Origin of the sequence: Bradyrhizobium sp. 521_C7_N1_3, assembly GCF_052075975.1 — a bacterium.
GTDB classification, from domain to species: domain Bacteria; phylum Pseudomonadota; class Alphaproteobacteria; order Rhizobiales; family Xanthobacteraceae; genus Bradyrhizobium; species Bradyrhizobium japonicum.
This window is the reverse complement of sequence record NZ_CP197232.1, coordinates 24812-49057: the sequence shown is the minus strand read 5'-3', so window position 1 is coordinate 49057 and position 24246 is coordinate 24812. Positions and strand designations below refer to the sequence as shown.

21 protein-coding genes are annotated in these 24246 nt (G+C 64.1%); 6 read left to right on the top strand and 15 right to left on the bottom strand.

The window, feature by feature from the left end:
* The 7 genes from ybeY to tsaB all read right to left on the bottom strand — a co-directional run bounded on the left by ybeY (position 1) and on the right by tsaB (position 5565).
* Positions 1 to 489, bottom strand: a complete 489-nt coding sequence (ybeY, locus tag AB7008_RS00200; protein ID WP_232208404.1) for an rRNA maturation RNase YbeY — start codon at positions 487 to 489, stop codon at positions 1 to 3.
* 82 nt (positions 490 to 571) lie between these two features.
* On the bottom strand, positions 572 to 1567 hold the full coding sequence (locus tag AB7008_RS00195; RefSeq protein WP_014490976.1) for a PhoH family protein: 996 nt from the start codon (positions 1565 to 1567) through the stop codon (positions 572 to 574).
* Between the two features lie 64 nt (positions 1568 to 1631).
* Complete coding sequence (miaB, locus tag AB7008_RS00190; RefSeq protein ID WP_304492156.1) at positions 1632 to 3026, bottom strand: tRNA (N6-isopentenyl adenosine(37)-C2)-methylthiotransferase MiaB; 1395 nt, start codon at positions 3024 to 3026, stop codon at positions 1632 to 1634.
* Between the two features lie 181 nt (positions 3027 to 3207).
* Positions 3208 to 3888, bottom strand: coding sequence for an HAD family hydrolase (locus AB7008_RS00185; protein WP_304492155.1), 681 nt, complete (start codon positions 3886 to 3888; stop codon positions 3208 to 3210).
* Positions 3889 to 3892: 4 nt separating this feature from the next.
* Positions 3893 to 4348 (bottom strand): Fur family transcriptional regulator, encoded by a 456-nt coding sequence (locus AB7008_RS00180; protein ID WP_028150589.1) that lies wholly within the window; start codon positions 4346 to 4348, stop codon positions 3893 to 3895.
* A 39-nt stretch (positions 4349 to 4387) separates the two neighbouring features.
* Positions 4388 to 4873, bottom strand: coding sequence for a ribosomal protein S18-alanine N-acetyltransferase (rimI, locus tag AB7008_RS00175; protein WP_304492154.1), 486 nt, complete (start codon positions 4871 to 4873; stop codon positions 4388 to 4390).
* Positions 4870 to 5565: a tRNA (adenosine(37)-N6)-threonylcarbamoyltransferase complex dimerization subunit type 1 TsaB gene (gene tsaB, locus AB7008_RS00170; RefSeq protein ID WP_304492153.1), complete on the bottom strand. Its 696-nt coding sequence runs from the start codon at positions 5563 to 5565 to the stop codon at positions 4870 to 4872. The genes rimI and tsaB overlap by 4 nt, the downstream gene beginning before the upstream one ends.
* A 306-nt stretch (positions 5566 to 5871) precedes the next feature.
* Between tsaB and AB7008_RS00165 the strand changes: the two genes are divergently transcribed.
* Positions 5872 to 7557 (top strand): PAS domain-containing protein, encoded by a 1686-nt coding sequence (locus AB7008_RS00165; RefSeq protein WP_441258238.1) that lies wholly within the window; start codon positions 5872 to 5874, stop codon positions 7555 to 7557.
* A 96-nt stretch (positions 7558 to 7653) separates the two neighbouring features.
* Here AB7008_RS00165 and AB7008_RS00160 read toward each other — a convergent pair whose 3' ends face one another.
* The 4 genes from AB7008_RS00160 to murJ form a co-directional block, all read right to left on the bottom strand.
* On the bottom strand, positions 7654 to 8223 hold the full coding sequence (locus tag AB7008_RS00160; RefSeq protein ID WP_028155392.1) for a NifU family protein: 570 nt from the start codon (positions 8221 to 8223) through the stop codon (positions 7654 to 7656).
* A gap of 319 nt (positions 8224 to 8542) precedes the next feature.
* Complete coding sequence (locus tag AB7008_RS00155) at positions 8543 to 9037, bottom strand: universal stress protein (protein ID WP_014490984.1); 495 nt, start codon at positions 9035 to 9037, stop codon at positions 8543 to 8545.
* A 110-nt stretch (positions 9038 to 9147) separates the two neighbouring features.
* Positions 9148 to 10200 (bottom strand): tryptophan--tRNA ligase, encoded by a 1053-nt coding sequence (trpS, locus tag AB7008_RS00150; RefSeq protein ID WP_028150593.1) that lies wholly within the window; start codon positions 10198 to 10200, stop codon positions 9148 to 9150.
* Between the two features lie 75 nt (positions 10201 to 10275).
* Positions 10276 to 11826 carry a murein biosynthesis integral membrane protein MurJ gene (gene murJ / locus AB7008_RS00145; RefSeq protein ID WP_441258237.1) on the bottom strand — a complete coding sequence of 517 codons (1551 nt, stop codon included), beginning with the start codon at positions 11824 to 11826 and terminating at the stop codon, positions 10276 to 10278.
* Positions 11827 to 11951: 125 nt separating this feature from the next.
* On the opposite strand from murJ, the gene AB7008_RS00140 reads away from it, so the two are divergent.
* Positions 11952 to 12953 carry an adenosine kinase gene (locus AB7008_RS00140; protein WP_039155072.1) on the top strand — a complete coding sequence of 334 codons (1002 nt, stop codon included), beginning with the start codon at positions 11952 to 11954 and terminating at the stop codon, positions 12951 to 12953.
* Between the two features lie 152 nt (positions 12954 to 13105).
* Here AB7008_RS00140 and AB7008_RS00135 read toward each other — a convergent pair whose 3' ends face one another.
* Together AB7008_RS00135 and AB7008_RS00130 are read right to left on the bottom strand one after the other, a co-directional pair.
* Positions 13106 to 14800 (bottom strand): AMP-binding protein, encoded by a 1695-nt coding sequence (locus tag AB7008_RS00135; protein WP_441258236.1) that lies wholly within the window; start codon positions 14798 to 14800, stop codon positions 13106 to 13108.
* A gap of 99 nt (positions 14801 to 14899) precedes the next feature.
* Positions 14900 to 16093 carry a serine hydrolase domain-containing protein gene (locus tag AB7008_RS00130; protein WP_441258235.1) on the bottom strand — a complete coding sequence of 398 codons (1194 nt, stop codon included), beginning with the start codon at positions 16091 to 16093 and terminating at the stop codon, positions 14900 to 14902.
* A 347-nt stretch (positions 16094 to 16440) separates the two neighbouring features.
* On the opposite strand from AB7008_RS00130, the gene AB7008_RS00125 reads away from it, so the two are divergent.
* Together AB7008_RS00125 and AB7008_RS00120 are read left to right on the top strand one after the other, a co-directional pair.
* The gene (locus AB7008_RS00125; protein WP_028150598.1) at positions 16441 to 16761 is read left to right on the top strand and encodes a hypothetical protein; all 321 of its coding nucleotides are present in this window, start codon (positions 16441 to 16443) and stop codon (positions 16759 to 16761) included.
* A gap of 112 nt (positions 16762 to 16873) precedes the next feature.
* On the top strand, positions 16874 to 18367 hold the full coding sequence (locus AB7008_RS00120; protein ID WP_304492149.1) for an NAD-dependent succinate-semialdehyde dehydrogenase: 1494 nt from the start codon (positions 16874 to 16876) through the stop codon (positions 18365 to 18367).
* A 126-nt stretch (positions 18368 to 18493) separates the two neighbouring features.
* Here AB7008_RS00120 and AB7008_RS00115 read toward each other — a convergent pair whose 3' ends face one another.
* Positions 18494 to 19411, bottom strand: a complete 918-nt coding sequence (locus tag AB7008_RS00115) for a LysR family transcriptional regulator (RefSeq protein ID WP_441258234.1) — start codon at positions 19409 to 19411, stop codon at positions 18494 to 18496.
* Positions 19412 to 19549: 138 nt separating this feature from the next.
* Between AB7008_RS00115 and AB7008_RS00110 the strand changes: the two genes are divergently transcribed.
* Together AB7008_RS00110 and AB7008_RS00105 are read left to right on the top strand one after the other, a co-directional pair.
* Positions 19550 to 20539 (top strand): zinc-dependent alcohol dehydrogenase family protein, encoded by a 990-nt coding sequence (locus tag AB7008_RS00110; protein ID WP_304492147.1) that lies wholly within the window; start codon positions 19550 to 19552, stop codon positions 20537 to 20539.
* Positions 20540 to 20568: 29 nt separating this feature from the next.
* On the top strand, positions 20569 to 21447 hold the full coding sequence (locus AB7008_RS00105; protein ID WP_441258233.1) for an MBL fold metallo-hydrolase: 879 nt from the start codon (positions 20569 to 20571) through the stop codon (positions 21445 to 21447).
* A gap of 173 nt (positions 21448 to 21620) precedes the next feature.
* On the opposite strand, the gene AB7008_RS00100 is transcribed toward AB7008_RS00105, so the two are convergent.
* Positions 21621 to 23837: an SLC26A/SulP transporter family protein gene (locus AB7008_RS00100; RefSeq protein ID WP_304492145.1), complete on the bottom strand. Its 2217-nt coding sequence runs from the start codon at positions 23835 to 23837 to the stop codon at positions 21621 to 21623.
* Positions 23838 to 24246: the final 409 nt, after the last annotated feature.

The following is a 24246-nucleotide window of genomic DNA, read 5'->3' as shown; positions in this document are numbered from 1 at the left end:
TCAATGAGTCCCCGGGCGGTCTGCATAGGGATCGGGTATGCCGAGATGAGACAGGATCTCTCGTTCGAGCGCTTCCATCTCCTCCGCGTCGCCATCGTTCTCGTGGTCGTAGCCGATCAGGTGCAGAAAACCATGCACGGCGAGATGGCTCAAATGATGATCGAACGGCTTCTGTTCCTCGTCCGCCTCGCGCCGCATGGTCTCGTAGGCGATTGCGATGTCGCCGAGCATGCGCGGCGCATCGCCTTCCTTCCACTCGCCCTCCGGCTGGAGCGCGGGAAACGACAGCACATTGGTCGGCTTGTCGATGCCGCGCCAGTTGCTGTTGAGCGTGCGGATGCCGGCATCATCGGTCAGCATCACGGCCACTTCGGCGTCGGCAACGTCCTCGTCGACACTTTCGGCGGCGGCCGCCACCGCACGCTGGATCACCGCTTCGGAATCGGGCTCGCGCTGCCAGCAATCGGCAACGACGAGGACCTCGGTCATGGGAAGGTTTGGATGTGACATCTTGTTTGTTCGGAACCAAAGGACGCCCTGTCCGCGCCCGCATGGTCCGGCTGTTGTCTCGTTACGATTTACCGGTGGCCGGCCGCTGCGGCGAACCTTCGTAGGCGGCGACGATCCGCGCCACGAGCTCGTGGCGGATCACGTCCTCGGCTTTGAAATGAACTTGTGCAATGCCTTCGACGCCGCCCAGCAGGCGCGTCGCTTCCGCAAGGCCCGAAGTCTGGCCGTTCGGCAGGTCGATCTGCGAGGGATCGCCGGTCACGATCATGCGGCTGTTCTCGCCGAGACGGGTCAAGAACATCTTCATCTGCATCGACGTGGTGTTCTGCGCCTCGTCCAGGATGATCGCGGCGTTGGTCAGCGTGCGGCCGCGCATGAAGGCAAGCGGCGCGATCTCGATCTCGCCGGTCTGCAGCGCCCGCTCGACGATGCGCGCGTCCATGAGGTCGTAAAGCGCGTCGTAGATCGGACGGAGATACGGATCGACCTTTTCACGGAGATCGCCGGGCAAAAAGCCGAGCCGCTCGCCGGCCTCGACCGCCGGACGCGACAGGATGATCTTGTCGACTTCCTTGCGCTCGAACAGCTGCGCGGCATGCGCGACCGCGAGCCAGGTCTTGCCGGTGCCGGCGGGGCCGATGCCGAAGACCAGCTCGTGGCGCTTCAGCGCGCGGATGTAGGAATCCTGCGCGGCGGTGCGCGCGCGCACCGGGCGCTTGCGCAAATTGATGCTATCGAAGGTGGATTTGGCCGATTTGGCGTCGAATTCGAACAGCGAGCCCTGTGCGATCACGGCGCGGATCGCGCCTTCGACCTCGCCCTGGTCGAGATCCTGTCCCTTCACGGCCTGCGCGTAGAGTGCCTCCAGCACGCGGCGCGCGGCGTCGCAGCCGTCGCGCGTGCCGCCGATAGTGATGTGGTTGCCCTTGGAGTCGACCACGACGCCGAGCCGCCGCTCGATCTGGGCGAGATGCTGGCCGTAGGGGCCGACCAGCGCGGAAGCGGCGCGATTGTCGTCGAAGTCGATGACGACCTGGGTCTCGGGCGGAACTTGCATGTCGCGGTCAAATTTGCGGCTGGGAGCGAACGAAGACGAATCCGATGCGCTTTTTGGCAAGGGTTCAGGCTCCAATGGCTTGCGATAAAGCGGGCTCGCGCGCGTTACGCGGCGTCACGAGCTCACCGAGGAAACTATAGCGTTCGAGGCTGTCGATCCGGACAGGCAGGATCTGTCCGATGATGTCGGGCGAGGCCATCACATGCGCGGGCTGGAGGAAGGCAGTGCGGCCGACGATCTGGCCCTCCTTGCGGGCCGGACGCTCGAACAGCACATCGACCGTTGAGCCAATCGCGGCCTTGTTGAAGGCCGATTGCTGGCTGTCGATCAGTTCCTGGAGCCGCTCCAATCGCTGGTCCATCTCGGCGGGGGACACCGTCTCCTGCATATCCGCAGCCGGCGTTCCCGGCCGGGCGGAGTATTTGAACGAATATGCGGCAGCGTAGCCGATTTGCGTGACGAGCGCGAGGGTGGCGAGAAAATCTTGCTCGCTTTCACCGGGGAAGCCCACGATAAAATCTGATGAAAAAGCAATGTCTTGGCGCGCGGACCGGAAACGGTCGATGACACGCCGATAATCATCGGCGGTATGTTTCCGGTTCATGGCGGCGAGAATCCGGTCCGAGCCCGACTGCACCGGCAGGTGCACGAACGGCATCAGCTCACCGAGATCGCGATGGGCTGCAATCAAGCTGTCATCGACATCGCGGGGGTGGCTGGTCGAATAGCGCAGCCGTGCGATGCCCGGAATCTTCGCCAGATGTCCGAGCAAGCGGCCGAGCGGCCAGCTTGTCCCGTCCGGTCCCTCGCCGTGATAGGCGTTGACGTTCTGCCCGATCAGCGTGAGCTCGCGCACGCCATTGTCGGCGAGCCGCTTCACGTCGTCGACGATCTTCGCCACTGGACGCGAGACTTCGGCGCCGCGGGTATAGGGCACGACGCAGAAGGTGCAGAACTTGTCGCAGCCTTCCTGCACCGTGACGAAAGCGGAAATGCCACGCGCGCGGATCGCATCGGGTTTTGGCTGGGCCAGGAAGCCGAACTTGTCCGCCGCGGGAAACTCGGTCTCGATCGCACGGCCTTCGTCGCGCGCGCGCTTCAAAAGCTCCGGAAGGTGATGATAGCTCTGCGGGCCGACCACGACGTCCACCACCGGCGCGCGGCGCGTGATCTCCCCACCTTCGGCCTGCGCGACGCAGCCCGCCACCGCAATCTGCATCGCCCGGCCCCCGCGCGCGGCTTCGTCCTTGGCGACGCGCAGCCGGCCGAGCTCGGAATAGACCTTCTCGGACGCCTTTTCGCGGATGTGGCAGGTGTTGAGGATGACGAGGTCGGCATCCTCCGCGTTGGCCGTCTCCACGAATCCTTCCGGAGCCAGCGTGTCCACCATGCGCTGGGCATCGTAGACGTTCATCTGGCAGCCATATGATTTGATGTGCAGCTTGCGCGGCGGCGTCATGGAACCCGGAATTGAGGTGGAGAACGCCCCTCAGATATAGGCTGGAGGGGCGAAAATCCAGCGATTGACATCCAGCGGGGTGGTTCTGGGGGGCCCGCAAAGCGGGAGAACCCGGATTTCGGCCCAAAACCTCCGGATTCCGGTTCACGCGTGTGCCCGGGAACGACGATGAGAGGCAGGATCACCCCGCCAGGGTGTTCCCCGCGACCCGCCGGACCAGCTCCGGCAAGTGCCGCATGTCGTCGAACGTCAATCCGGCGCCGGCGGCGCGCAGTCTCTCGGCGTGACCCGGCGGGCAGTGGCTGCCGCCGTGAAAGCCCAGCACGCTCATCCCGGCGGCATGCGCGCCGGTCACTCCGGGGACGCTGTCCTCGATCACGATGCACCGTTCCGGCGCGGCTTTCATCCGTTCGGCGGCAAACAGGAACAGATCGGGTGCGGGTTTGCCGCGAGCGACCTGGCTTGCGGAAAAGATGTTCGGGGCGAGCAGGTCGTAGAGTCCGGCGCAGGTCAGGCCGTGATGGATCTTCGCCGGCGTGCCGCTCGATGCGACGCATTTGGGCAAATCGATTGCGCCAATCGCAGCGGCCACGTGGGTGATTGGCTGCAAATCGCTGGCGTAGAATTGCAGCGTGGCCGCATTCACTTGGCTCTCAAGATCGTCGGGAAGCTTGCGGCCGATTTCCTGTTCGACCATCCGCCGCGCGTCCTTCTCGGATACGCCGAGGAAGCGGACCAGCACCTGCTCCGAGGTGATGGGATAGCCGTGCCGCGTGAGCACATCGGCATGTGCGCGACAGGAGATCACCTCGCTGTCCACGAGCACGCCGTCGCAATCGAAGATGATGAGATCGATGGGCACTAGATCAAGACGTCGGCTTGTCGTCGTCGAGCGGGACGCAATAGAGCTCGAGCCGATGGTCGACCAGCTTGTAGCCGAGCTTGCGGGCGATCTCCGCCTGCAGCTTCTCGATCTCCTCGGAGGTGAACTCGATCACCTTGCCGTCGCGCAGATTGATGAGGTGGTCGTGATGGCTATCGCGCATCGTCTCGTAGCGCGCGCGGCCCTCGCGGAAATCATGGCGCTCGATGATGCCGGCATCCTCGAACAGCTTGACGGTGCGATACACGGTCGAGATCGAGATCTTGTCGTCGACGGCGACGCAGCGCCGGTAAAGTTCCTCGACGTCGGGATGGTCGACCGATTCCGCCAGCACGCGGGCGATGACGCGGCGCTGCTCGGTCATGCGCATGCCGGTGGCGGCGCAGCGAGCCTCGATGCCGGTCGCCTTGGAGGCGGAGGAAGGTTTAAGTCCAGTCATAGTGTGTCTGCCTGACGGGGGCGCTTTCTGCCATCAATGTTACGACAAGTCACGTCGCATCAGAAGTGCGTTCAATTGTTCCCCGTTGGGCTGCTTATAGTAGCGTTCGCGGCGCCCGACCACCATGAATCCGGCCCGATCGTAGAGCCGCCGCGCCGGCTGGTTATTTTCCTCGACTTCGAGAAATATTGTGCGCACGCCGCGCCCTGCGAGGTGGCCGAGATGCGTCATCAGCAGCGTGCCGGACAGGCCGCGGCCGCGGTGAGCCTGGTCGACCGCGATGGAGAGGATTTCCGCTTCGTCCGCGCCGATCCGCGAGATCGCGAATCCGATGGTCTTGCGGCCGATCCGCAACCGATGCACGAGCGTGTTGCGCTCGCCGATCATGCCCTCGAACTCGCCTTCGCCCCAGCCGCGGGCAAAGGATTGTCCGTGCAACTGCGCCAGTCGCGCGGCGTCGCGCGTGGTCGCCGGCTCGACGGCGGCCGTGCCGCCGCGCCACCATTCCGAAAGCCATCTCATCATGAGGTTGCGGCTTGTGCTGCGAGCGGTGGCTGCGCGGCCGGCTTTGCGTCGGGCGCCTTCAGATAGAACGGGCGCGCCGGCGTGGTTTCGGGATTGGCCGCGGCGCCGAGCCAGGCGACCCAGCCGATGTCGGGCGCGGGTTGGGCGTCGACCGCAACGGGTTGCGGACCGTCCTTCGGCCAGCGATCGGCGAGGATCCTTGCGGCATTGCCGACCAGATGCGGCGCACCGAATTGCGAGGCCGCGATCGCCGCGTCAATTGGAGCGACGCTCGGCCGCACCAGTTGGCTGCCGTCGCTGGCCACGATCTGGAAGTAGACGTGATCGTGCCGCGCATCGATTGCCGAGATCACCGGCGCCGTTCCGCTCTGGCCGACGACGGTGGCGGCATAGGCCGAAAGCGTCGTCAGCCCGACGGCGGGCCGCTTCGCCGCAAGCGCAAGGCCGCGCGCTGCCGAAATGCCGACCCTCAGGCCCGTGAAGCTTCCGGGACCGACGGTGACGGCGATGCGGTCGAGCGAGGTGAAGGCAAGATCGGCCGATTGCATCACGCGCGCGATCATCGGCATCAGCGCTTCGGCGTGGCCGCGCTTCATCAGCAGCGATTCCTCCGCGAGCAGCTGGCCGGTGTCGGTGTCGAGAATGGCGGCCGCGCACGCCTCCAGCGCGGTATCGATGGCAAGGATCAGCATCGAATCAGCTTAGTCGGTCGAGCCGCGGTCGAACCAGTCCAAGTTTGATTTCTCGACAGGCGCACGATCGGCCCCGTAATTCTACGTGGACGCGAAGGCGACAAAGTTTTCGCTCCCCATTTTCGATGCGGATGCATCAATTTGCAACCTTAGAGATAGCTAAGTGATTGAAATGTTGGCATTTTAAGCAATCATTAGCAAACCAATGACACCGTCAACGGGCGGGAGAGTGAGTCAACGACGACTCAGACGCGGCGCTTTGGCAGATCAAGCCGCGCTCGTTCGGTCATTTGGAAGGGTTCATTTATGTCTTTTTGGCGAAGCGGTTCTTCGGCTAGGGAGGCTTTGGCTCAGGTCATTGCACTCGGCAAGTCGCAGGCGGTCATCGAATTCAATCTCGACGGCACCATTATCACGGCCAACCAGAATTTCCTGGACGCGATGGGCTACCGGCTCGACGAGATCGCCGGCAAGCACCACAGCATGTTCGTGATGCCGGAGGAGCGGGGCAGCGCGGCCTATCGCGAGTTCTGGGCGCGGCTCGGCCGCGGCGAATATCAATCAGCCGAATACAAGCGGCTCGGCAAGGGCGGTCGCGAGATCTGGATCCAGGCGTCCTATAATCCGATCATCAACGAAGCCGGCAAAGCGGTGAAGGTCGTCAAGTTCGCGACCGACATCACCGCGCGCAAGATCCGCAGCCTCGAAGATGCCGGCAAGATCTCCGCGATCGGCCGCGCCCAGGCGGTGATCGAGTTCAATCTCGACGGCACCATCATCACAGCCAACGAGAATTTTTTGGCCACGGTGGGCTATCGGCTCGACGAGATTCAGGGCCGCCACCACAGCATGTTCGTCGGACACGGCGAGCGCGACAGTGCGGCCTATCGCGAATTCTGGGCGAAGCTCGGCCGCGGCGAATTCCAGTCCGGCGAGTACAAGCGCTTCGGCAAGGGCGGCAAGGAGGTCTGGATTCTCGCTTCCTACAATCCGATCCTCGATGAGACCGGCAAGCCGTTCAAGGTGGTGAAGTTCGCCACCGACGTCAGCGCGCAGAAGCTGTCGAATGCGAATTTCGCCGGCCAGATCGAGGCGATCGGCAAGTCGCAGGCCGTGATCGAGTTCAGCATGGACGGCAAGGTTTTGTCAGCCAACGAAAACTTCCTCGGCGCGCTCGGCTATACGCTGTCCGAGATCGTCGGCAGGCATCACAGCATGTTCGTGGGCGCCGACGAGCGCGACAGCGAAGCCTATCGCGCCTTCTGGGCCAGGCTGAACGCCGGTGAATTCCAGTCCGGTGAATATCAGCGCGTCGGCAAGGGTGGCCGGCAGGTCTGGATCCAGGCCTCCTACAACCCGATCGGCGATCTCAACGGCAATCCGTTCAAGGTCGTGAAATACGCCTCCGACACGACCGCCCAGGTGATCGCGCGCAAGCGCAGCGAGAAGGTGCGCGACATGATGGAATCGGTCGCCGCCGGCGCCGAGGAGCTCAACGCCTCGGTGCGCGAGATTGCCGAAGCAATGACGCGCTCGCGCGAGACCGCATCGACCGCGGTCGATCGGGTCGAGGCGGCGGACCAGCAGGCGCAGCGGCTGACGCAGGCGGCGGAGTCGATGAGCATGATCGTGCAGCTGATCGGCAGCATCACCGGTCAGATCAATCTGCTGGCGCTGAACGCCACCATCGAATCCGCGCGCGCCGGCGAGGCCGGTCGCGGCTTTGCCGTGGTGGCATCTGAAGTGAAGAACCTCGCCAATCAGGCCAAGCAGGCCGCCGACCGGATCGAGCAGGAGATCGGCAATCTGAACGGCATCTCGGTCGACGTGGTCGCCGCGCTGGGGGCGATCCGGGGCGCGATCGAGGGCGTCAGCGAATATGTGTCGTCAACGGCCGCCGCCGTCGAGGAGCAGAGCACCGTCACCAGCGAAATGTCGGCGAGCATGCGCAAGGCCGCGGAAGAGGCGGCGAGTATCGGCCAGGCGGCGTAATGACCGTCATTCCGGGGCGATGCGAAGCATCGAATCCGGAATCTCGAGATTCCGGGTTCGGTCCTCACGGACCGCCCCGGAATGACGACTTCGTCGTCACATCGGCCGGACTTCGACGACGTCGGGCACGAAATGCTTGAGCAAATTCTGGATGCCGTGCTGGAGCGTCGCGGTCGATGACGGGCAGCCGGAGCAGGCACCCTTCATGTTGAGATAGACGATCCCGTCCTTGAAGCCGCGGAAGGTGATGTCGCCGCCGTCATTGGCGACCGCCGGCCGCACGCGGGTCTCGATCAGATCCTTGATCATGTCGACGGTCTCGGCATCGGCCTCGTCGAAGAACTCGTCCTCGTCGTCGAGCTCGGCATCGCTCTGGGCGGCACCGTCGGCGAGCAGCGGCGCGCCGGACATGTAGTGCTCCATGATGGCGCCGAGGATCGCGGGCTTGAGCTGCTGCCATTCACCGTTCGCCTTGGTCACGGTGATGAAATCCGATCCATAGAACACGCCGGTGACGCCGGGCACATCGAACAGCTTTTCGGCGAGGGGCGAGCGCGTGGCCGATTCTCGGCTCGAAAATTCCATCGGGCCGCCGTCGACGACGACGCGGCCTGGAATGAACTTCAGCGTGGCGGGATTGGGGGTAGCTTCGGTTTGAATGAACATGGTTTTCTCCAGACGTCGCCGGTTCAAGGCCGGCGCGCAAGCTATCCAGTAGCAGATGGCGACGGGGAACGCACGGTCAAGGGGACGTGAGATATTAGTCCAAGATTTTCAGAGGGTTGGACTCCGCTTACCCTCCCCTGGAGGGGGAGGGTCGGTCGCGCGAAGCGCGAGCGGGGTGGGGTGATCTCTCAACACGGGCAGTGTGCGAGGTGGAGAGACCGTCACCCACCCCGTCTCACGTCTCGCTTCGCTCAATGCGAGCCGACCCACGAGCGAGCTACGCTCGTCTCGGACCCCTCCAGGGGAGGTAAGAAGCGAGCTACGACAGCGAATCCACACTTCCGTCGCTCAGCGCGCCCGAGATGATCGTCACCGGCACCGGGAACGTGCCCAGCGCATGCGCGAGCAGCGAGACCAACGGTCCCGGGCCCTCCGCGCCGGGATTGGCGGCGAGCACCAGCATGGCGATGTCAGGGTCCTCGTCGATCACAGCGAGCAGTTGTTCCATCGCATCGCCTTCGCGGATCACCCGCTCCGGCGTGATCGCGGCGATGCCGTTGGCGCGGCCGGCGGCGCGGTCGAGCGCGGCTTCCGCCGCCTCCTGCGCCTCGGCGCGCATGATCTCGGCCACCCCTAGCCATTCCTGACTCTGCTGCTCGGGCTCGATGATGCGCAGCATCACCACGCCGCCGCCGGCGCGGATCGCCCAGCGGCTAGCATAGTAGACCGCGCGATCCCATTCGGCGGTGTCATCGACGATCACGAGGCATTTGGGCTTGTGACCCGGCTCGAAGCAAAGTCGCTTGCTGGTCATGCATGTCCCGGAATGTGCACGGCCGACATGCTGCCACACTCCCTCACGCTTGGGGAGAGGAGAAGCGGCCGGTGCAGTGGGCGCCGGCCGGGTCTCGCAAACGCGGGAAATCAGCGCCGGCGGATGAAGCCGACGATGTCCTTCGAGAGCTTCATGGTCTCGTCGGCGATGGCGCGGGCCCGGTCGGCGCCATCGTTCAGGATCGCGTCGATATGGCCGGGGTCGGCGACAAGGCGCTTCATCTCGCCGGCGATCGGCGAGAGCTTCGTGACGCACAGATCCACCAGCGAATTCTTGAAGCTGGAGAACTGGCCGCCGCCGAATTCCCTGAGCACGTCGGCCTTGGAGCGGCCGGAGAGCGCGGCGAAGATGCCGACGAGATTATCGGCCTCGGGACGTGCTTCCAGGCCCTTTTCCTCGGACGGCAACGGCTCCGGATCGGTCTTCGCCTTGCGCACTTTCTGCGCGATGGTGTCGGCGTCGTCGGTCAAATTGATGCGCGAATTGTCGGACGCGTCCGACTTCGACATCTTCTTGGTGCCGTCGCGCAGGCTCATCACGCGCGTCGCGGGGCCCGTGATCAGGGGCTCCGGCAGCGGGAAGAACAGGCCGTCATTGGCGCCTTGGCTGCGGATCGAGTCGCCGAAATCGTTGTTGAACTTCTGCGCGATGTCGCGCGAGAGCTCGAGATGCTGCTTCTGGTCCTCGCCGACCGGAACGTGGGTGGCGCGGTACAGCAGAATGTCGGCGGCCATCAGCACGGGATAATCGAACAGGCCCACGGACGCGTTCTCGCGGTCCTTGCCGGCCTTCTCCTTGAACTGGGTCATGCGGCCCAGCCAACCCATGCGCGCGACGCAATTGAAAATCCAGGCGAGCTCGGCGTGACCCGAGACCTGGCTCTGGTTGAAGACGATGTGCTTCTTCGGATCGATGCCGCTCGCGATGAACGCCGCGGTCACCTCGCGGGTGTTGCGCGCGAGCTCGACCGGCCCGCCCCAGACGTCCACGCCCTGCGTGATCGCGTGCATGTCGACGACGCAATAGATGCAGTTGTGGGTTTCCTGCATCTTCACGAAGTTGACGATCGCGCCGAGGTAATTGCCCAGATGCAGATTGCCCGTCGGCTGGACGCCCGAAAAGACCCGTTCAACGAATGCCATGGTAAGTCTTCCTGGAAGGTATTCGGCCGTCGTTTCCGACAGCGGCGCTGCCCCGTCAAGGGTAATTCGACGGCATCACGCCTCGGACTCGGTCCGGGCCGGGCGCTTCAGCACATTAGCCGCCTCGCGCCATGAGGCCGCGCCGAGGAATTGCAGGAGCACGCCATAGACGGCGATTCCGGCCGCGATCTGCACGCCCAGGACGATGAAGCGGATCAGCCCGTGCGCCTCGGCGGGCGACAGACCGGTCGTCAGCCAGAGCAGGGCGCCCATGGCAGCCGCTGCGAGCACGATCCGCGGCAGCCGGTTGCGGGCGGCGGCATCGACCGAGAAGCCGAACTCGCTGGTGCCTTTCCGCAGCAGCGAGATCGCACTGCTCCAGGCGCCGGCCGCGATGCTGGCAGCGATTCCGCTCGCGCCAAGGACGTGTCCGAGCACGACAGCGAGGGCGATCGCGACCACAAAGCCCTTGGCGGTCGCCAGCAGCGGCGTCATCGTGTCGCTGCGGGCATAGTGGGCCGGCGACAGCGCCTTGATCAGCACATGCGCCGGCAGGCCCAGCGCCAGCCACATCAGCGCATGCGCGGTGGCCATGCTGTCGTCCGCGCCGAACGCGCCATGCTCGAACAGCAGCCGCACGATCGGCTCGGCCAGAACGATCAGGCCGAGCGTTGCGGGCAGCGCCAGCCCGGTCGCCAGCTCCAGCGCGCGCGATTCCGCATGCGCCACGGCGTCACGGTCGCCGCTACGCACCGCGCGCGTCAGCTCCGGCACCAGCACGGTGCCCATGGCGACACCGACGATGCCGAGCGGCAGCTCGATCAGGCGGTTGGCGAAATAGAGCCAGGACACCGCGGAGGGCGTCGCGGAGGCGATGATCGCGCCCGCGACCATCAGCCATTGCGGGCCCGAGCTTGCGATCATGCCGGGGATTGCCTTGGCGAAAAAGCCGCGCATCTCCTGGTCGAAGCTGATCCGCAGCGGCGTCGCCAGTCGCGCGCTTCGCTGCGACAGCAGCATCAGCAATTGCAGCAGTCCGGCAACGCCGACGGTCGCCGCCAGCATCCATGCCGCGAAGCCGGCGTCGGCATGCCAGACGAGCAGCATTGCAATGGCCGCAATCAGCGCGATGTTGAACAGCAGCGGCGAGAATGCCGTGAGTGCAAAGCGCCCCTGAGCATTGAGCAGTCCCATCAGCACGGTGACAGGTCCGGCGAAGGCGAGATAGGGCAGCATCAGCCGCGCGTTCGCGACGGCGAGATCGAGCGTGCCGCTACCCAGAAATCCGGGCGCGATCACCGTGATGATCAGTGGCATTACAAGCGCAATCACGATCGAGATCGCGATCAGCGCCGCGCTGACCGTGCCGAGCACGCGCCCGGCGAACGCTGATGCGGCCTCTTCGCAGTCGCGATCACGGACGCGCAGCCAGGCCGGGATCAGCGCCGCATTCAGCGCCCCCTCGCTGAGCAGCCGCCGCACCACATTGACGAGCTGGAACGCCGCCAGAAACGCATCCGCCACCGCGCCGGTGCCCAACAGAGCGGCAATCATGGAATCACGCGCAAAGCCGAGCAGCCGCGAGGCCAGTGTTCCCGTCGAGACTGTCAGGAAGGAGCGGATCATTGCGCCGACATAATACCGTTGCTTGCCCGGGCAGGGCCGGTCGTGATAGGCCGCGAGCCAGATTTCAGACCGACAGGAAGCGGATTTCCGCGGGTATCGCAATCCGCCAAACAGGATCAAGGTGAATGGCTGACGTGAAATATGACGTTCTCGGCATCGGTAACGCGCTGTTCGACGTGCTGGTCAAGACCGACGAGGCTTTTCTGGCCAAGCACGGCATGACCAAGGGCAGCATGTCCCTGATCGACGAGGCGCGGGCCGCCGCCATCTACGAGGACATGGGCCCGGCGACCGAAGTCTCGGGGGGATCTGCCGCCAATACCATCGTCGGCATCGGCAGCCTCGGCGCACGCGCGGCCTATGTCGGCAAGGTCAAGGACGATCAGATCGGCAAGCTCTATGTCCACGACATCCGCGCAGCCGGCGTCGCCTTCAACACGCCCGCCGCGAAGGATGGCCCCGCGACCGGCTGTTCCTACATCCTGGTCACGGATGACGGCGAGCGCACCATGAACACCTATCTCGGCGCCGCGCAGGATTTGTCGCCCGCCGACATCGATCCGGCCGAGATCGCTGCCGCCGGTATCGTTTATCTCGAGGGCTATCTCTGGGACCCTAAGAACGCCAAGGACGCCTTCGTCAAGGCGGCCCAGATCGCGCATGATGCCAAGCGCAAGGTGGCGCTGACGCTGTCGGATTCGTTCTGCGTCGATCGCTATCGCGACGAGTTCCTCGGGCTGATGCGCAACGGCACCGTCGACATCGTGTTCGCCAACGAGTCCGAGCTGCATTCGCTCTACACGACCTCGGACTTCGACACCGCGCTGAAGCAGCTGCGCAACGACGTCAGTCTCGGCGTGGTCACGCGCAGCGAGAAGGGCTGCGTCGTGGTGACGCCGACCGACGCTGTCGCCGCGCCGGCCTCGCCGATCGCGAAGCTGGTGGACACCACCGGCGCCGGTGATCTCTTCGCCGCCGGCTTCCTGTACGGCCTCGCGCGTAACCTTGCGCACAAGCAGTGCGGCGAGCTCGGCGCGCTCGCGGCCGCCGAAGTGATCCAGCACATCGGCGCGCGCCCGCAGGTGTCGCTGAAGGAGCTCGCCCAGCAGCGCGGGTTGACGGTTTAAGGCGACGCCGCCTCATTCTCCGCTGTCGTCGCCCGGCTTGACCGGGCGAAAGCATTCCGAGACCTTAGTGGTTCATCGAGAAGTCGCGGCGTACTGGATTCCCCGCCTTCGCGGGGAATGACAGTCGTGCTGTGGCGAGAGCACTCAGCCCCTCACGCCGTCTTCGCCGCCTGCAATCCCAGCCGCTGCTCCACCGCATCGCGCATCACGAATTTCTGGATCTTGCCGGTCACGGTCATCGGAAACTCTTCGACGAATTCCACATAGCGCGGGATCTTGTTGTGCGCGATCTGGCCGTCGCAGAACGCGCGAACCTCTTCGGCCGTCAGCATCTCGCCCGGCCTGACGCGGATCCAGGCGCAGAGCTCCTCGCCATAGCGGGTGTCTGCCACGCCAAAAATCTGGACGTCCTGAATCTTGGGGTGGCGATACAAAAACTCCTCGATCTCGCGCGGATAGAGGTTCTCGCCGCCGCGGATCACCAGATCCTTGATGCGGCCGACGATGTTGCAATAGCCCTCGTCGTCGATGGTGGCGAGATCGCCGGTGTGCATCCAGCCATTGGCGTCGAGCACGTCGCCTGTCTTTTCCTTCTCCTCCCAATAGCCCAGCATGATGCTGTAGCCGCGGGTGCAGAGCTCGCCGCGTTCGCCGCGCTTGACGATCCTGCCCTCGAGATCGACGACCTTGACCTCGACATGCGGATGGATCCGTCCGACGGTCGAGACGCGCCGTTCGAGCGGGTCGTCCGTCGCGCTCTGGAAGCTGACCGGACTGGTCTCGGTCATGCCGTAGGCGATGGTGACCTCGCGCATGTTCATCTCGGTGTTGACGCGCTTCATGACCTCGATCGGGCAGGGCGCGCCCGCCATGATGCCGGTGCGCAACGATGTCAGGTCGAACTTCGGGAATTCGGGGTGATCGAGCTCCGCGATGAACATCGTCGGCACGCCGTACAGCGCCGTGCACTTTTCCTGCTCGACCGCGCGCAGCGTCGCGAGCGGATCGAAACCCTCGCCGGGATAAACCATCGTCGTGCCGAGCGTGACGGAGGCGAGATTGCCCATCACCATGCCGAAGCAGTGATAGAGCGGCACCGGAATGCAGATGCGATCCTGCTCGGTCAGGTGCATCGCACGTCCCGTGAAATAGCCGTTGTTGAGGATGTTGTGGTGCGTCAGCGTCACGCCCTTGGGCGATCCCGTGGTGCCGCTGGTGAACTGGATGTTGACGGGATCGTCGAATTGCAAGGCAGCGCCGAGTGCAATGAGCTGCTCGCGATGCTGCGCTCCGCCCATGCGCGCGACCTCTTCGAACGGGATCGTGCCTGATGCCGCGGGGCCACCGATCTGGATCACCATCCGCAAGTCCGGCAGTCGCGCTGCGGTTAGTTTTCCGGGCTCGGCGCCGGCCAGTTCCGGCAGCAGCGTGTTGAGCATCTCAATGTACTGACTGGTCTTGAACGCGGTCGCCGTGACGATCGCCTTGCAACCGACCTTGCGCAGCGCGAACTCCAGCTCGCTCAAGCGGTAGGCGGGATTGATCGTCACCAGGATCAGGCCGGCCTTGGCAGCGGCGAACTGGGTCAGCGTCCATTCCGGCCGGTTCAGCGACCAGATGCCGATCCGCTGCCCCCGCTCGAGGCCGAGCGCGAGAAAGCCGGCGGCGAGCGCGTCGACCCGTTCGGCGAATTCGGTCCAGGTCCATCGCACGCCGTGGCTGGGCGAGACCAGCGCCTCGCGATGGCCCCAGCGCCGCACAGCGTGGTCGAGGCTGCGACCGATGGTTTCGCCGAGCAGCGGCGTGTCCGAGATGCCGCAAACATAGCTGTCGGCTTGATCTGACAATTCGAAGTCCTCTCGTCAAAGATAGTCAGTGCGATCTTTTTCGGTCGTCATGGCCGGGACAAGCCCGGCCATGACGTGTGGGGAGAACTCGACTCGCCCTCAGGCCGCCCTCTTCCCGCTGCCCGCATCGAGCCCGGCATAGACACCACGCTCGAAGCCCGCGAACGCCTCCAGGCACTTTCCATCCGCGAACGGCAACAGCTGCATCAGGATCACGCCGGTGACGTCGCGCGCCGGATCGATCCAGTAGTAGGTGTTGGCGAGGCCCGCCCATGCAAGGCTGCCTGCGCTGCGGCCTTCCGCCGTCCTGGCGGTGTTGATCATGAAGCTGAGGCCCCATTTCTTCGCCTGCTCCGGGTAGAGATCGACGTCGTTGGTGTAGATCGGCGCCGCCGTCGCCAGCTTGGTCATGTTGAGATCGCCCATCTGGTTCTGCCCCATCATGGCGATCGTCTCGGCCTTCAGCACCTGGTTGCCGTTGCCGCGGCCCTTGTTCAAGACCATCTGGGTGAACTTGATGTAGTCCGCCGCGGTCGAATAGAGGCCGCCGCCACCCATGTGGAATTCGGGGTTCTGCTCCAGCTCGAACGGAATCGCGCCAAGCTGGCCGTCCTCGCCGCGCGCATGCATGCCGACCAGGCGCTTGCGCATGGCGTCGGTGATCTTGAAGCCGGTGTCGCTCATGCCGAGCGGGGCGAACAGATTATCGCGCAGATATGCGTCGAGCCGCTTGCCGCTGACGGCCTCCACGGCCTTGCCGACGAAATCGATATTGGTGCCGTATTCCCAGCGCGTGCCGGGATCGGTCATGATCGGCGTCTTCAGTGCGGCGTTCTGGCAGGTGGTGATCGGAGGAATCCCGGCCTTCTCCAGATAGACCGCAAGATCTCCGTTCCACATGTTGTAGGCGAAGCCGGCGGTGTGGGTCATGAGCTGGCGCAGCGTGATCGCGCCCTTCGCCGGCCGCAGTTTCGGCTCGCCCTTAGCATCAAAACCTTCGAGCACCTGCGGCTTGGCGAGGTCGGGCAGCACCGAACCGATCGGCGCATCCAGCGACAGCTTGCCCTGCTCGACGAGTTGCATCGCGCCCGCTGAAGTCACCGCCTTCGTCATCGAGGCGATCCAGAACACGCTGTCGTCAGTCATCGCATCGGACTTGGACAGGTCGCGCTTGCCGAACGCGCCTTGATAGATCACGTCGTTGCCGCTGGCGGCGATCGCGACGACGCCGGGAATCTCCTTGGCGTCGCTCTTCCGGCTCAGGATCTCGTCGATCTGGGCTCTGCTTTGCATTCGCGTTTCCTCCGGTTTGATTATTGTTGGAAGCGAATGATTGTCCTCCTGCACGGTCCGCGCGGCAAGCGCGTCCAGATGCCCGCGCCGGTCGCGATGTCGTGACTTGACGGTCCGCGGCGTGCGCCCGACGAGAGGGGGCTGAACTGCAACACTCCGTCACAATCTGCGGTGGATGGCCGCAACTCACCGTGACCGTGGATGGGCTCTGGCGATATGTTTCACGTGTTTGAAGCACTTGAAACATTTTGTGCGTTGCGGCGTTTTCGCACGCGGCCAATCGACGGCCAACGTTAAGACTTGATGCAAATATTGGCGGTCGTTCACGACCGCGAGGGGGACCTTAGATGATTTCGACTTGGAGCGAATGGAAGCGCTATCCCCGTCCCGGACGGGGCGACAATCTCGAGGCGCCGATTTCGCCCGGCATCTACGAGGTCCGGATCGCCGGCACCGGCGCGCTCTATTCGTTCGGCGCCGTCGACAATCTGGCGCAGGCGCTGGCGCTGCTGCCGGTGGGCTCGAAATCCTGGTTCGGCCGCCGCGACACCTCCGACGTTCCCGATCTCGAATACCGGACGTGCGCGACGTCCTCGAAGGCGGACGCCAAGGCAGCCGCTGAGCGCATGATCGGCCGGCGCGAGACCTACATGAGTGGCGCGGCATAACCGCGCCGTTGCCACTTTAACTCCCAGCAGATGTGCGTTGTGGGACGGTGCATTGCGCGCCGTCTGTCCCTATATTCCGGGCCGATCCGATCGCGCCCCGAGGAGTAACGCCATGACCCCGACTGCCGCCGCACGCGCCCCGCAAGCCTCGTCCAATCTGCGCGACCGGTTGAAGGATCCGTCGTTGCTGAAGGAGGCCTGCTACATCGACGGCGCCTGGGTCGGCTCGCCGGTCTTCGCGGTGAACAATCCCGCGACCGGCATCGAGCTCGCGAAAGTCCCGCAACTCGGTGCGGACGATACGACCAAGGCGGTCGAAGCCGCCGAGCGCGCCTTTCCGGCCTGGGCCAAGCACACCGCCAAGCAGCGCTCCAACATCCTGCGCAAATGGTTCGAGCTGATCATCGCCAACCGCGAGGATCTCGCGCTGATCCTGACCTCCGAGCAGGGCAAGCCGCTCTCCGAAGCGCTCGGCGAGGTCGATATCGGGGCCGCCTATATCGAGTTCTTCGCCGAGGAAGCCCGTCGCGTCTATGGCGAGACCATCCCGACGCAGCGGCCCGATGCGCGCCTGCTCGCGATCAAGCAGCCGATCGGCGTCTGCGGCGCCATCACGCCGTGGAATTTCCCGAACTCGATGATCACCCGCAAGGTTTCGCCGGCGCTGGCGGCCGGCTGCACCGTGGTGCTGAAGCCCGCCAACGAGACGCCGCTCTCGGCGCTGGCGCTGGCCGTGCTCGCCGAGAGGGCCGGCGTGCCCAAGGGCGTGCTCAACATCATCACCGGTGACGCGCCGCCGATCGGCAAGGTGCTGTGCGAGCATCCGGCGGTGCGCTTCGTCGGCTTCACCGGCTCGACCGCGGTCGGCAAGATCCTCTACCAGCAGGCTTCCGTCGGCGTGAAGCGGCTCGGCCTCGAGCTCGGCGGCAATGCGCCGTTCGTGGTGTTCGACGATGCCGATATCGATGCCGCGGTCGAAGGCGCGATCGTCTCGAAATACCGCAACATGGGTCAGACCTGCGTCTGCGCCAACCGCATCTACGCCCAGGACAAGATCTACGACGAGTTCGTGCAGAAGCTCTCGAAGAAGGTCGCGGCGATGAAGATCGGCGATGGCACCGAGAGCGGCGTCACGCAGGGCCCGCTGATCAATTTGAAAGCGGTCGACAAGGTCGAGCGCCACATCGCGGACGCCGTCAAGCGCGGTGCCAAGGTCGTCACCGGCGGCAAGCGCAGCGAGCTCGGACGTTCGTTCTTCGAGCCGACCGTGCTCGCCGACGTCAAGCCGGACTCGCTGGTGGCGCAGGAAGAGACGTTTGGTCCGCTCGCGCCGGTGATCCGCTTCAAGGACGAGGCCGATGTCATTGCGATGTGCAACGCCTCGCCGTTTGGCCTGGCTTCGTACTTCTACTCCCGCGATCTCGGCCGCGTCTGGCGCGTCGCCGAAGCGCTTGAGTCCGGCATGGTCGGCGTCAACACCGGCCTGATCACCACCGAAGTCGCGCCCTTCGGCGGCGTCAAGGAAAGCGGCCTTGGCCGCGAAGGCTCGCGTCACGGCATGGAAGAATATGTCGAGATCAAATACGTGATGATGGCGGGGGTGTGAGGGCCTAGCGGTCTCCACACCGTCATGGCCGGGCTTGACCCGGCCATCCACGACTCACGCCGCTGGACAAAGAACGTGGATGCCCGGGACAAGTCCGGGCATGACGAGCGGCATCAGTAACGCAGTTCAAGGTGGGCTGAGCCAGGGACTGTCCACATCGGCGACGATGCTCTTCGCCCAATCTATGAATACCCGTACTTGAGGCGCAAGATGCTCGCGTGCCGGAAACATGATCGACAGCGGGCGATGGACGGGCCGCAACTTCGGGAGGACCCGCACGAGCTCTCCGCTGTTCAAGTAGTCCTTGACGACGCAACCGGGCACCTGGATGAGCCCCATGCCGGCGAGAACGCACGCAACGAAGGCCTCCGTGTCGTTCACGAGGATACCGGTTTCAAGGCGAAGTTCGCGCTCGTCAGTTCCCCGCGGGAGGCGCCAGGGTATGGCGATATGGCCCCTGCCTGAGAAATAGTTGACCGCGAGATGGCCACGCAGGTCCTCGACAGTTTCCGGAGCGCCGAACCTGTCGAGATAAACCGGTGATGCGCAGATCAACATGGCCATCTTGGCGAGAACGCGCCCGACGAGGCTGCTGACCGGCAGGTCGCCGATCCTCAGAACACAATCGACACCCTCCGCGATCAGATCGACCGGCTGATCGCTGACGCCAAGAATGAGATCGATGTCCGGGTATTTCGCCTGGAAGTCCGGAAGATTGGGAATGATCAGCGGTTTCGCGATCGCGACCGGGATATCGACCCGCAGGCGTCCTTTCGGAGCGTCGCCCACGCCGCCAAACAGGTTACGCGCCTGACCGACCTCGTTCAATATTGCGACCGAGCGATCATAGAACAACCGCCCTTCACTCGTCAGGGAGGTCTGCCGCGTCGTTCGATGCAGCAGCCTCGCGCCGATCGACTCTTCCAGTTCGTTCACGGCGTTCGTGACCGTCGGTCGGGTCGCGCGAAGGGCCTCGGCCGCCCGAGTGAAACTCCTGTTATCCGCCACGGCGACGAAGACCCTCAATTGCTGCAGGAAATCCACGCGTCTTCTCCGTCCGGGGCAATCGAGCCCGTCCTTGATTGTTACTAGATAGCATAACAATCAAGTTCGAATTTCACCACTTCTGACGAACAAAGGGGAAAGCTATTTCCGAAGCCGAATAATCCGGAGAGACATTAGATGGCGCGCGTCGTTCGCTTTCACGAATATGGTGATGCCGATGTTCTCAAGATCGAGGACGTCGATGTCGCGGCTCCCGATGCCGACGAAGTCCAGATCGAGGTGCGGGCGATCGGGCTCAATCGAGCCGAGGTGATGTTTCGCCGCAACGCCTATGTCCAACAGGCACGATTGCCCAGCCGATTGGGCTACGAAGCGGCTGGTGTCGTCAAAACGGTCGGCGCGTCCGTGCGCGATTTCCGTCCGGGCCAGTCGGTGAGTGTCATTCCGACCGAAGACATGGCGCGATGGGGCACATACGGCGAAGTCATCAATATTCCGGCCCGTCACCTGGTGGTGCATCCCCAAAACCTCACCTTCGAGCAAGCCGCTGCGTCGTGGATGAAATATGTCACCGCGTGGGGCGCGCTGATCGAGCAGGCGAAGTTGAAGGCGGACGACTATTTGGTCGTAACGGCGGCATCCAGCAGCGTCGGGACTGCGGCGTTTCAGATCACGCGTGCGGTAGGAGCGACAGTCATCGCGACGACGCGGACCAGCGCGAAGAGCAAGGCGCTGTTGGATGCGGGTGCCCATCACGTCGTCGCAACCGCCGAAGAGGATCTCGTCGCGAGGGTGATGGAGATCACGAGCGGCAAGGGAGCGCGCGTCATATTCGATCCGATCGGCGGCCCTGCCATCGAGCAGTTGACGCATGTGATGTCACATCGGGGAATTTTGCTCGAGTACGGCGCCTTGAGCCCGGACATTGGCGCGTTCCCCCAATTCGCCGTGCTTGGGAAGAGCCTGACGATCAAGGGATATTTGTACAACGAAGTCGTGCATGACGACGCAGCGCTGGCGCGTGCGAAGGCGTTCATCTCGGAAGGCCTTTCATCCGGGAAGCTGAAGCCGCTGATCTCCCGAAGCTTCAAGTTCGAACAGATCCGGGAGGCGACGCGCTTCCTGGAGTCGAATGAGCAGATCGGAAAGATCGTCGTCACTGTCTGAAGTTCGCGACGCAGTTAGGGGTGATGGGAATGACGAATTCGAACGCCTGGCAGGCTCCCGGCCTGAACCGACGGAAAATCGGCGACTATGTCGTCACCGCTATCGTCGACGGCATCGTAGCTGTGCCGTTCGACCTCCTGTCCGGAATAGGACCTGACGAGGCGATGAGCATGACGGTGGCGGCGGGACGTCCGTCGTCATCTGCGATGACTGTCAGCGCCTATCTGATCGAGGGAAGAGACCGGACCATACTGGTGGATGGCGGTGGCGGCGGCATCAACGGTTGGGGAGGGCGACTGCACGCGTCGCTGGCCGCTGCCAACGTGAACCCGCTCGCAATCGACCAGATCCTCCTGACCCATGCCCATCCGGATCACATCGGAGGTCTCGTCGGGGCCTTGCCGTCGGCGCCTCAGTTTCCGAACGCCGAGATCGTGATGCACGACGCCGAGTTCGCCTTCTGGACGGATGACGCGAACCTCAATCAGGCCCCGGATCCGGTCAAGCCGTTCTTTCACGCCGCCCGTGCCGTATTCGAGGCCTATGGCGCCCGGCGGCGGACGGTCAGCGCCGGGCAAGTCGCGCCGGGCATAGAGATCGAACGTCTGCCCGGCCACACCCCGGGGCATAGCGGCTATCGGATCGATGGCGGCGGTGCGTCCCTGCTCATCTGGGGTGACATCGTTCATTATCCGGATATCCAGGTGTCCCGGCCCGAAGTGACGATTGCGTTCGATGCGGATCCGCAGGCGGCCGCAGAGACCCGCAGGAAAATGCTGGAAAGAGTGTCCGCGACCGGAGAACTCGTCGCTGGAATGCATCTGAATTTTCCCGGGTTCGCCAGGCTGTCGAAGCAAGGACAGTCGTTCGAGATCCGCCATGAGCCCTGGTCTGCGGAGCTCATCTGACGCGAGACGGGTAGCGCTCGCCGAGCGTCGATGATGGCGGGGGGTAGGCGGTCGCTGCTTCCTCCTCGTCATGGTCGGGCTTGTCCCGGCCATCCACGTCTTGTCGGGCGATACAAAGAACGTGGATGCCCGGGACAAGCCCGGGCATGACGACTTTCTGGGTTACGTATTGATCACCGTCTCAGCACCGCAATCGTCCTGTTCGCGAATGTCAGCCGCTCGGCCATCACCGACACGAAATAGGTCAGCAGCTTGTGGCTGAGCGCGGGGTCCTCGTCCCTGATGGCGTCGAACTGAAGCGTGTTGAGCACGTAGAGGACGCTGGCGACCTCGGCCTGGATCGTCGCACTGCGCGGCGTGTTCGACACCAGTCCCATCTCGCCGATCGTGGTGTAGCGCCCCAGGCTGCGCACGCGCGTGGTGCGGTCGTCGTCGGCGGGGACCATGATGCCGACGCGTCCCTCGAGGATGAAATGCATGGAATCGGCGGGGTCGCCGGCCTGCACGATGATGTCGCCGGCCTCGACCTCGAGGCGCTGGCAGCGGTGGATCAGCGCGTCGGCGTCGGCCTCGCTGTCGAGTATCCCGGTGAACCAGTCGCGCAGGCTGGCTTCTTCCTGCTCCCGCCCCTGATGCTGCGAGATGATCTCGTTCTCGCACCATTCCAGCGCATGATCGAGCTCGCCGATGATGGTGACGCCCTCGCCGACGAAGTCGCTGGAGCGCAGCACCTTCTCGGCCGCCGCCGACAGATGCACCAGGATCAGCTCGACGCCGAGGTCATGTGCGCTGCGCTTGATCTGGGCGAAGCTGTAGGCGGCCGAGGAGTCGACGCCGGTGACGAGCTTGAAGTCGAACAGCAGATAGCGGCACTCCGGGCGCTCCTGGAGCAGCTGCTTGACGTGCTGGTAGAGCCGGTTGGCGGAGCCGAAGAACAGATAGCTCTGCAAGTTCAGGCCCTGGATGTTGCCGCCATGGGCCAGCAGCACGTCCTGGTCGTCGCGTGAGCGGTCGAGCGAGGAACGATACTCCGAGCCGTCGAAGCTGTACTTGATCGACTCCACCCGTGCGGCGCTGAACGCAAACGTCGCGCAGCCGATGATCACGCCGATCAGGATGCCCGGCACGAAGCCCCAGGCGACGATGATCGCGATGATGGCGATCAGCGAGAGATATTCGAGCTTCGAGAGCCGCTTGCGCGACTCGATGATCCATTTGTGGAGCTGGTCGGCGCCGAGATAGAGCAGAAGGCCGCCGATGACGAATTTCGGGATGAAGCCGAGCAGATCGGGCGCGATGGCAAGCATCAGCAGGGACAGCGCCGCGACCGTAAGGCCGGACAAGCGCCCGCGGCCGCCGCTGGAGAAATTGAGGATCGTGCGGCTGATCGAGCTGCAGCCGGCATAGCCACCCAGCATGCCGGTCATGATATTGGCGGCGCCGGTGACGTTCAGCTCGCGCTCCAGATTGGCCTCGCGATGCGCGGCAACCTCGATGCCGGTGGTGTTGAACAGCGTGCTGGATGCCGTGACGAAGATGACGGCAACCACGTTGCCGAGCAGGTCCGGCACGGCAAACCAGGGATAGCGGGCGAGATCGTCGGTGTGCCAGGGCAGCACGAAGACCGCCTGCGGCGGCGGCTGAAACGTCCAGCCCAGGGCGCGGGCGTGATCGAATGAAACGCCGGTGATCCAGAACGCCAGATGCGCCGTGAGCACGCCGCCGACCAGGATGATCGGCAGTCCGAACGGGCTGCGCGAGCGATGCCAGGTCAGGTACAGCACCAGCGCCATCGCGCAGGCGGCGCCCAGCTCGAGCAATGTGGTGCCGTTGGTGAAGTGCGGCAGCGTCGTGAACTGTAGCGGGTAGTTGGTGATCACCCGCACCGCGCCCAGGGCGATGAGAAGTCCGGTGGCGCCGAGGAAGCCGCCGACGACGGGATAGGGCACGTAGCGGATGGCGCGGCCCAGCCGCGTCAGGCCCAATCCGCACAGCACCGATCCTGTCAGCACCGTCGACAGGCCGAGCGTGATCAGAACCGGCGAGAGCAGCGGTCCCGACAGGTTCGCCGTCTCGAGGCGTTCGACCACCGAGGCCGCCAGGATTCCCGTCACCGCCGCTGTCGAGCTGTCGGGAGCACCAATTGCGAAGGGCAGGGAGCTGCCGAGCCCGATGACGACCGCAAGCACCGCGGAACTGACGAACGTCGCCGTGATTCCGTAGGACAGGTGAGGCGAGAGCGGCCCGGCGAAGATCAGCAGCGAATAGGACAGCCCGAAGGTGACGGTCAGAACGCTGGCCGCCGTTCCGCCCAATATATCATTCAACGCACGCTTGAGGGCCGGATTGAATCGTGGAGCCGGACTGAAAATAATTGCTGGATCGGTCACGCCGTTGCGCTCGCCCCTGAAAAGTCCCGTCCCGAGACGTAGACGAGTACGGGCTTAGCGCAACTGGATTCTTGTAACTGTGAAATATCCGACAGTTTGGCGGTGCGGATGACCATTCACGGCGAGTGAACGGTCAACCATATGGTGGACAGAAAAACCGAAGCCTCCACACTCACCGCTGTCATTCCCCGCGAAAGCGGGGAATCCAGTACGCCGCAGCCTCTCCGTATCCCATCGCCGTCTCTGGAATACTGGATCGCCCGGTCAAGCCGGGCGATGACAGTTGAGGGTGTAGCGGACAGCTTTCCAATTCCGTCATTGCGAGGAGCGAAGCGACGAAGCAATCCGGACCGTTACCGCGGAAAGACTCTGGATTGCTTCGCTTCGCTCGCAATGACGGAGCGAGACG

What these genes read in the sequence shown, in the direction of transcription:
- ybeY (WP_232208404.1), bottom strand. Translation starts at nt 489, where the DNA reads ATGACCGAGGTCCTCGTCGTTGCCGATTGCTGGCAGCGCGAGCCCGAT.
- AB7008_RS00195 (WP_014490976.1), bottom strand. Translation starts at nt 1,567, where the DNA reads ATGCAAGTTCCGCCCGAGACCCAGGTCGTCATCGACTTCGACGACAAT.
- miaB (WP_304492156.1), bottom strand. Translation starts at nt 3,026, where the DNA reads ATGACGCCGCCGCGCAAGCTGCACATCAAATCATATGGCTGCCAGATG.
- AB7008_RS00180 (WP_028150589.1), bottom strand. Translation starts at nt 4,348, where the DNA reads ATGACTGGACTTAAACCTTCCTCCGCCTCCAAGGCGACCGGCATCGAG.
- rimI (WP_304492154.1), bottom strand. Translation starts at nt 4,873, where the DNA reads ATGATGAGATGGCTTTCGGAATGGTGGCGCGGCGGCACGGCCGCCGTC.
- tsaB (WP_304492153.1), bottom strand. Translation starts at nt 5,565, where the DNA reads ATGCTGATCCTTGCCATCGATACCGCGCTGGAGGCGTGCGCGGCCGCC.
- AB7008_RS00165 (WP_441258238.1), top strand. Translation starts at nt 5,872, where the DNA reads ATGTCTTTTTGGCGAAGCGGTTCTTCGGCTAGGGAGGCTTTGGCTCAG.
- AB7008_RS00160 (WP_028155392.1), bottom strand. Translation starts at nt 8,223, where the DNA reads ATGTTCATTCAAACCGAAGCTACCCCCAATCCCGCCACGCTGAAGTTC.
- AB7008_RS00155 (WP_014490984.1), bottom strand. Translation starts at nt 9,037, where the DNA reads ATGACCAGCAAGCGACTTTGCTTCGAGCCGGGTCACAAGCCCAAATGC.
- trpS (WP_028150593.1), bottom strand. Translation starts at nt 10,200, where the DNA reads ATGGCATTCGTTGAACGGGTCTTTTCGGGCGTCCAGCCGACGGGCAAT.
- murJ (WP_441258237.1), bottom strand. Translation starts at nt 11,826, where the DNA reads ATGATCCGCTCCTTCCTGACAGTCTCGACGGGAACACTGGCCTCGCGG.
- AB7008_RS00140 (WP_039155072.1), top strand. Translation starts at nt 11,952, where the DNA reads ATGGCTGACGTGAAATATGACGTTCTCGGCATCGGTAACGCGCTGTTC.
- AB7008_RS00130 (WP_441258235.1), bottom strand. Translation starts at nt 16,093, where the DNA reads ATGCAAAGCAGAGCCCAGATCGACGAGATCCTGAGCCGGAAGAGCGAC.
- AB7008_RS00125 (WP_028150598.1), top strand. Translation starts at nt 16,441, where the DNA reads ATGATTTCGACTTGGAGCGAATGGAAGCGCTATCCCCGTCCCGGACGG.
- AB7008_RS00120 (WP_304492149.1), top strand. Translation starts at nt 16,874, where the DNA reads ATGACCCCGACTGCCGCCGCACGCGCCCCGCAAGCCTCGTCCAATCTG.
- AB7008_RS00110 (WP_304492147.1), top strand. Translation starts at nt 19,550, where the DNA reads ATGGCGCGCGTCGTTCGCTTTCACGAATATGGTGATGCCGATGTTCTC.
- AB7008_RS00105 (WP_441258233.1), top strand. Translation starts at nt 20,569, where the DNA reads ATGACGAATTCGAACGCCTGGCAGGCTCCCGGCCTGAACCGACGGAAA.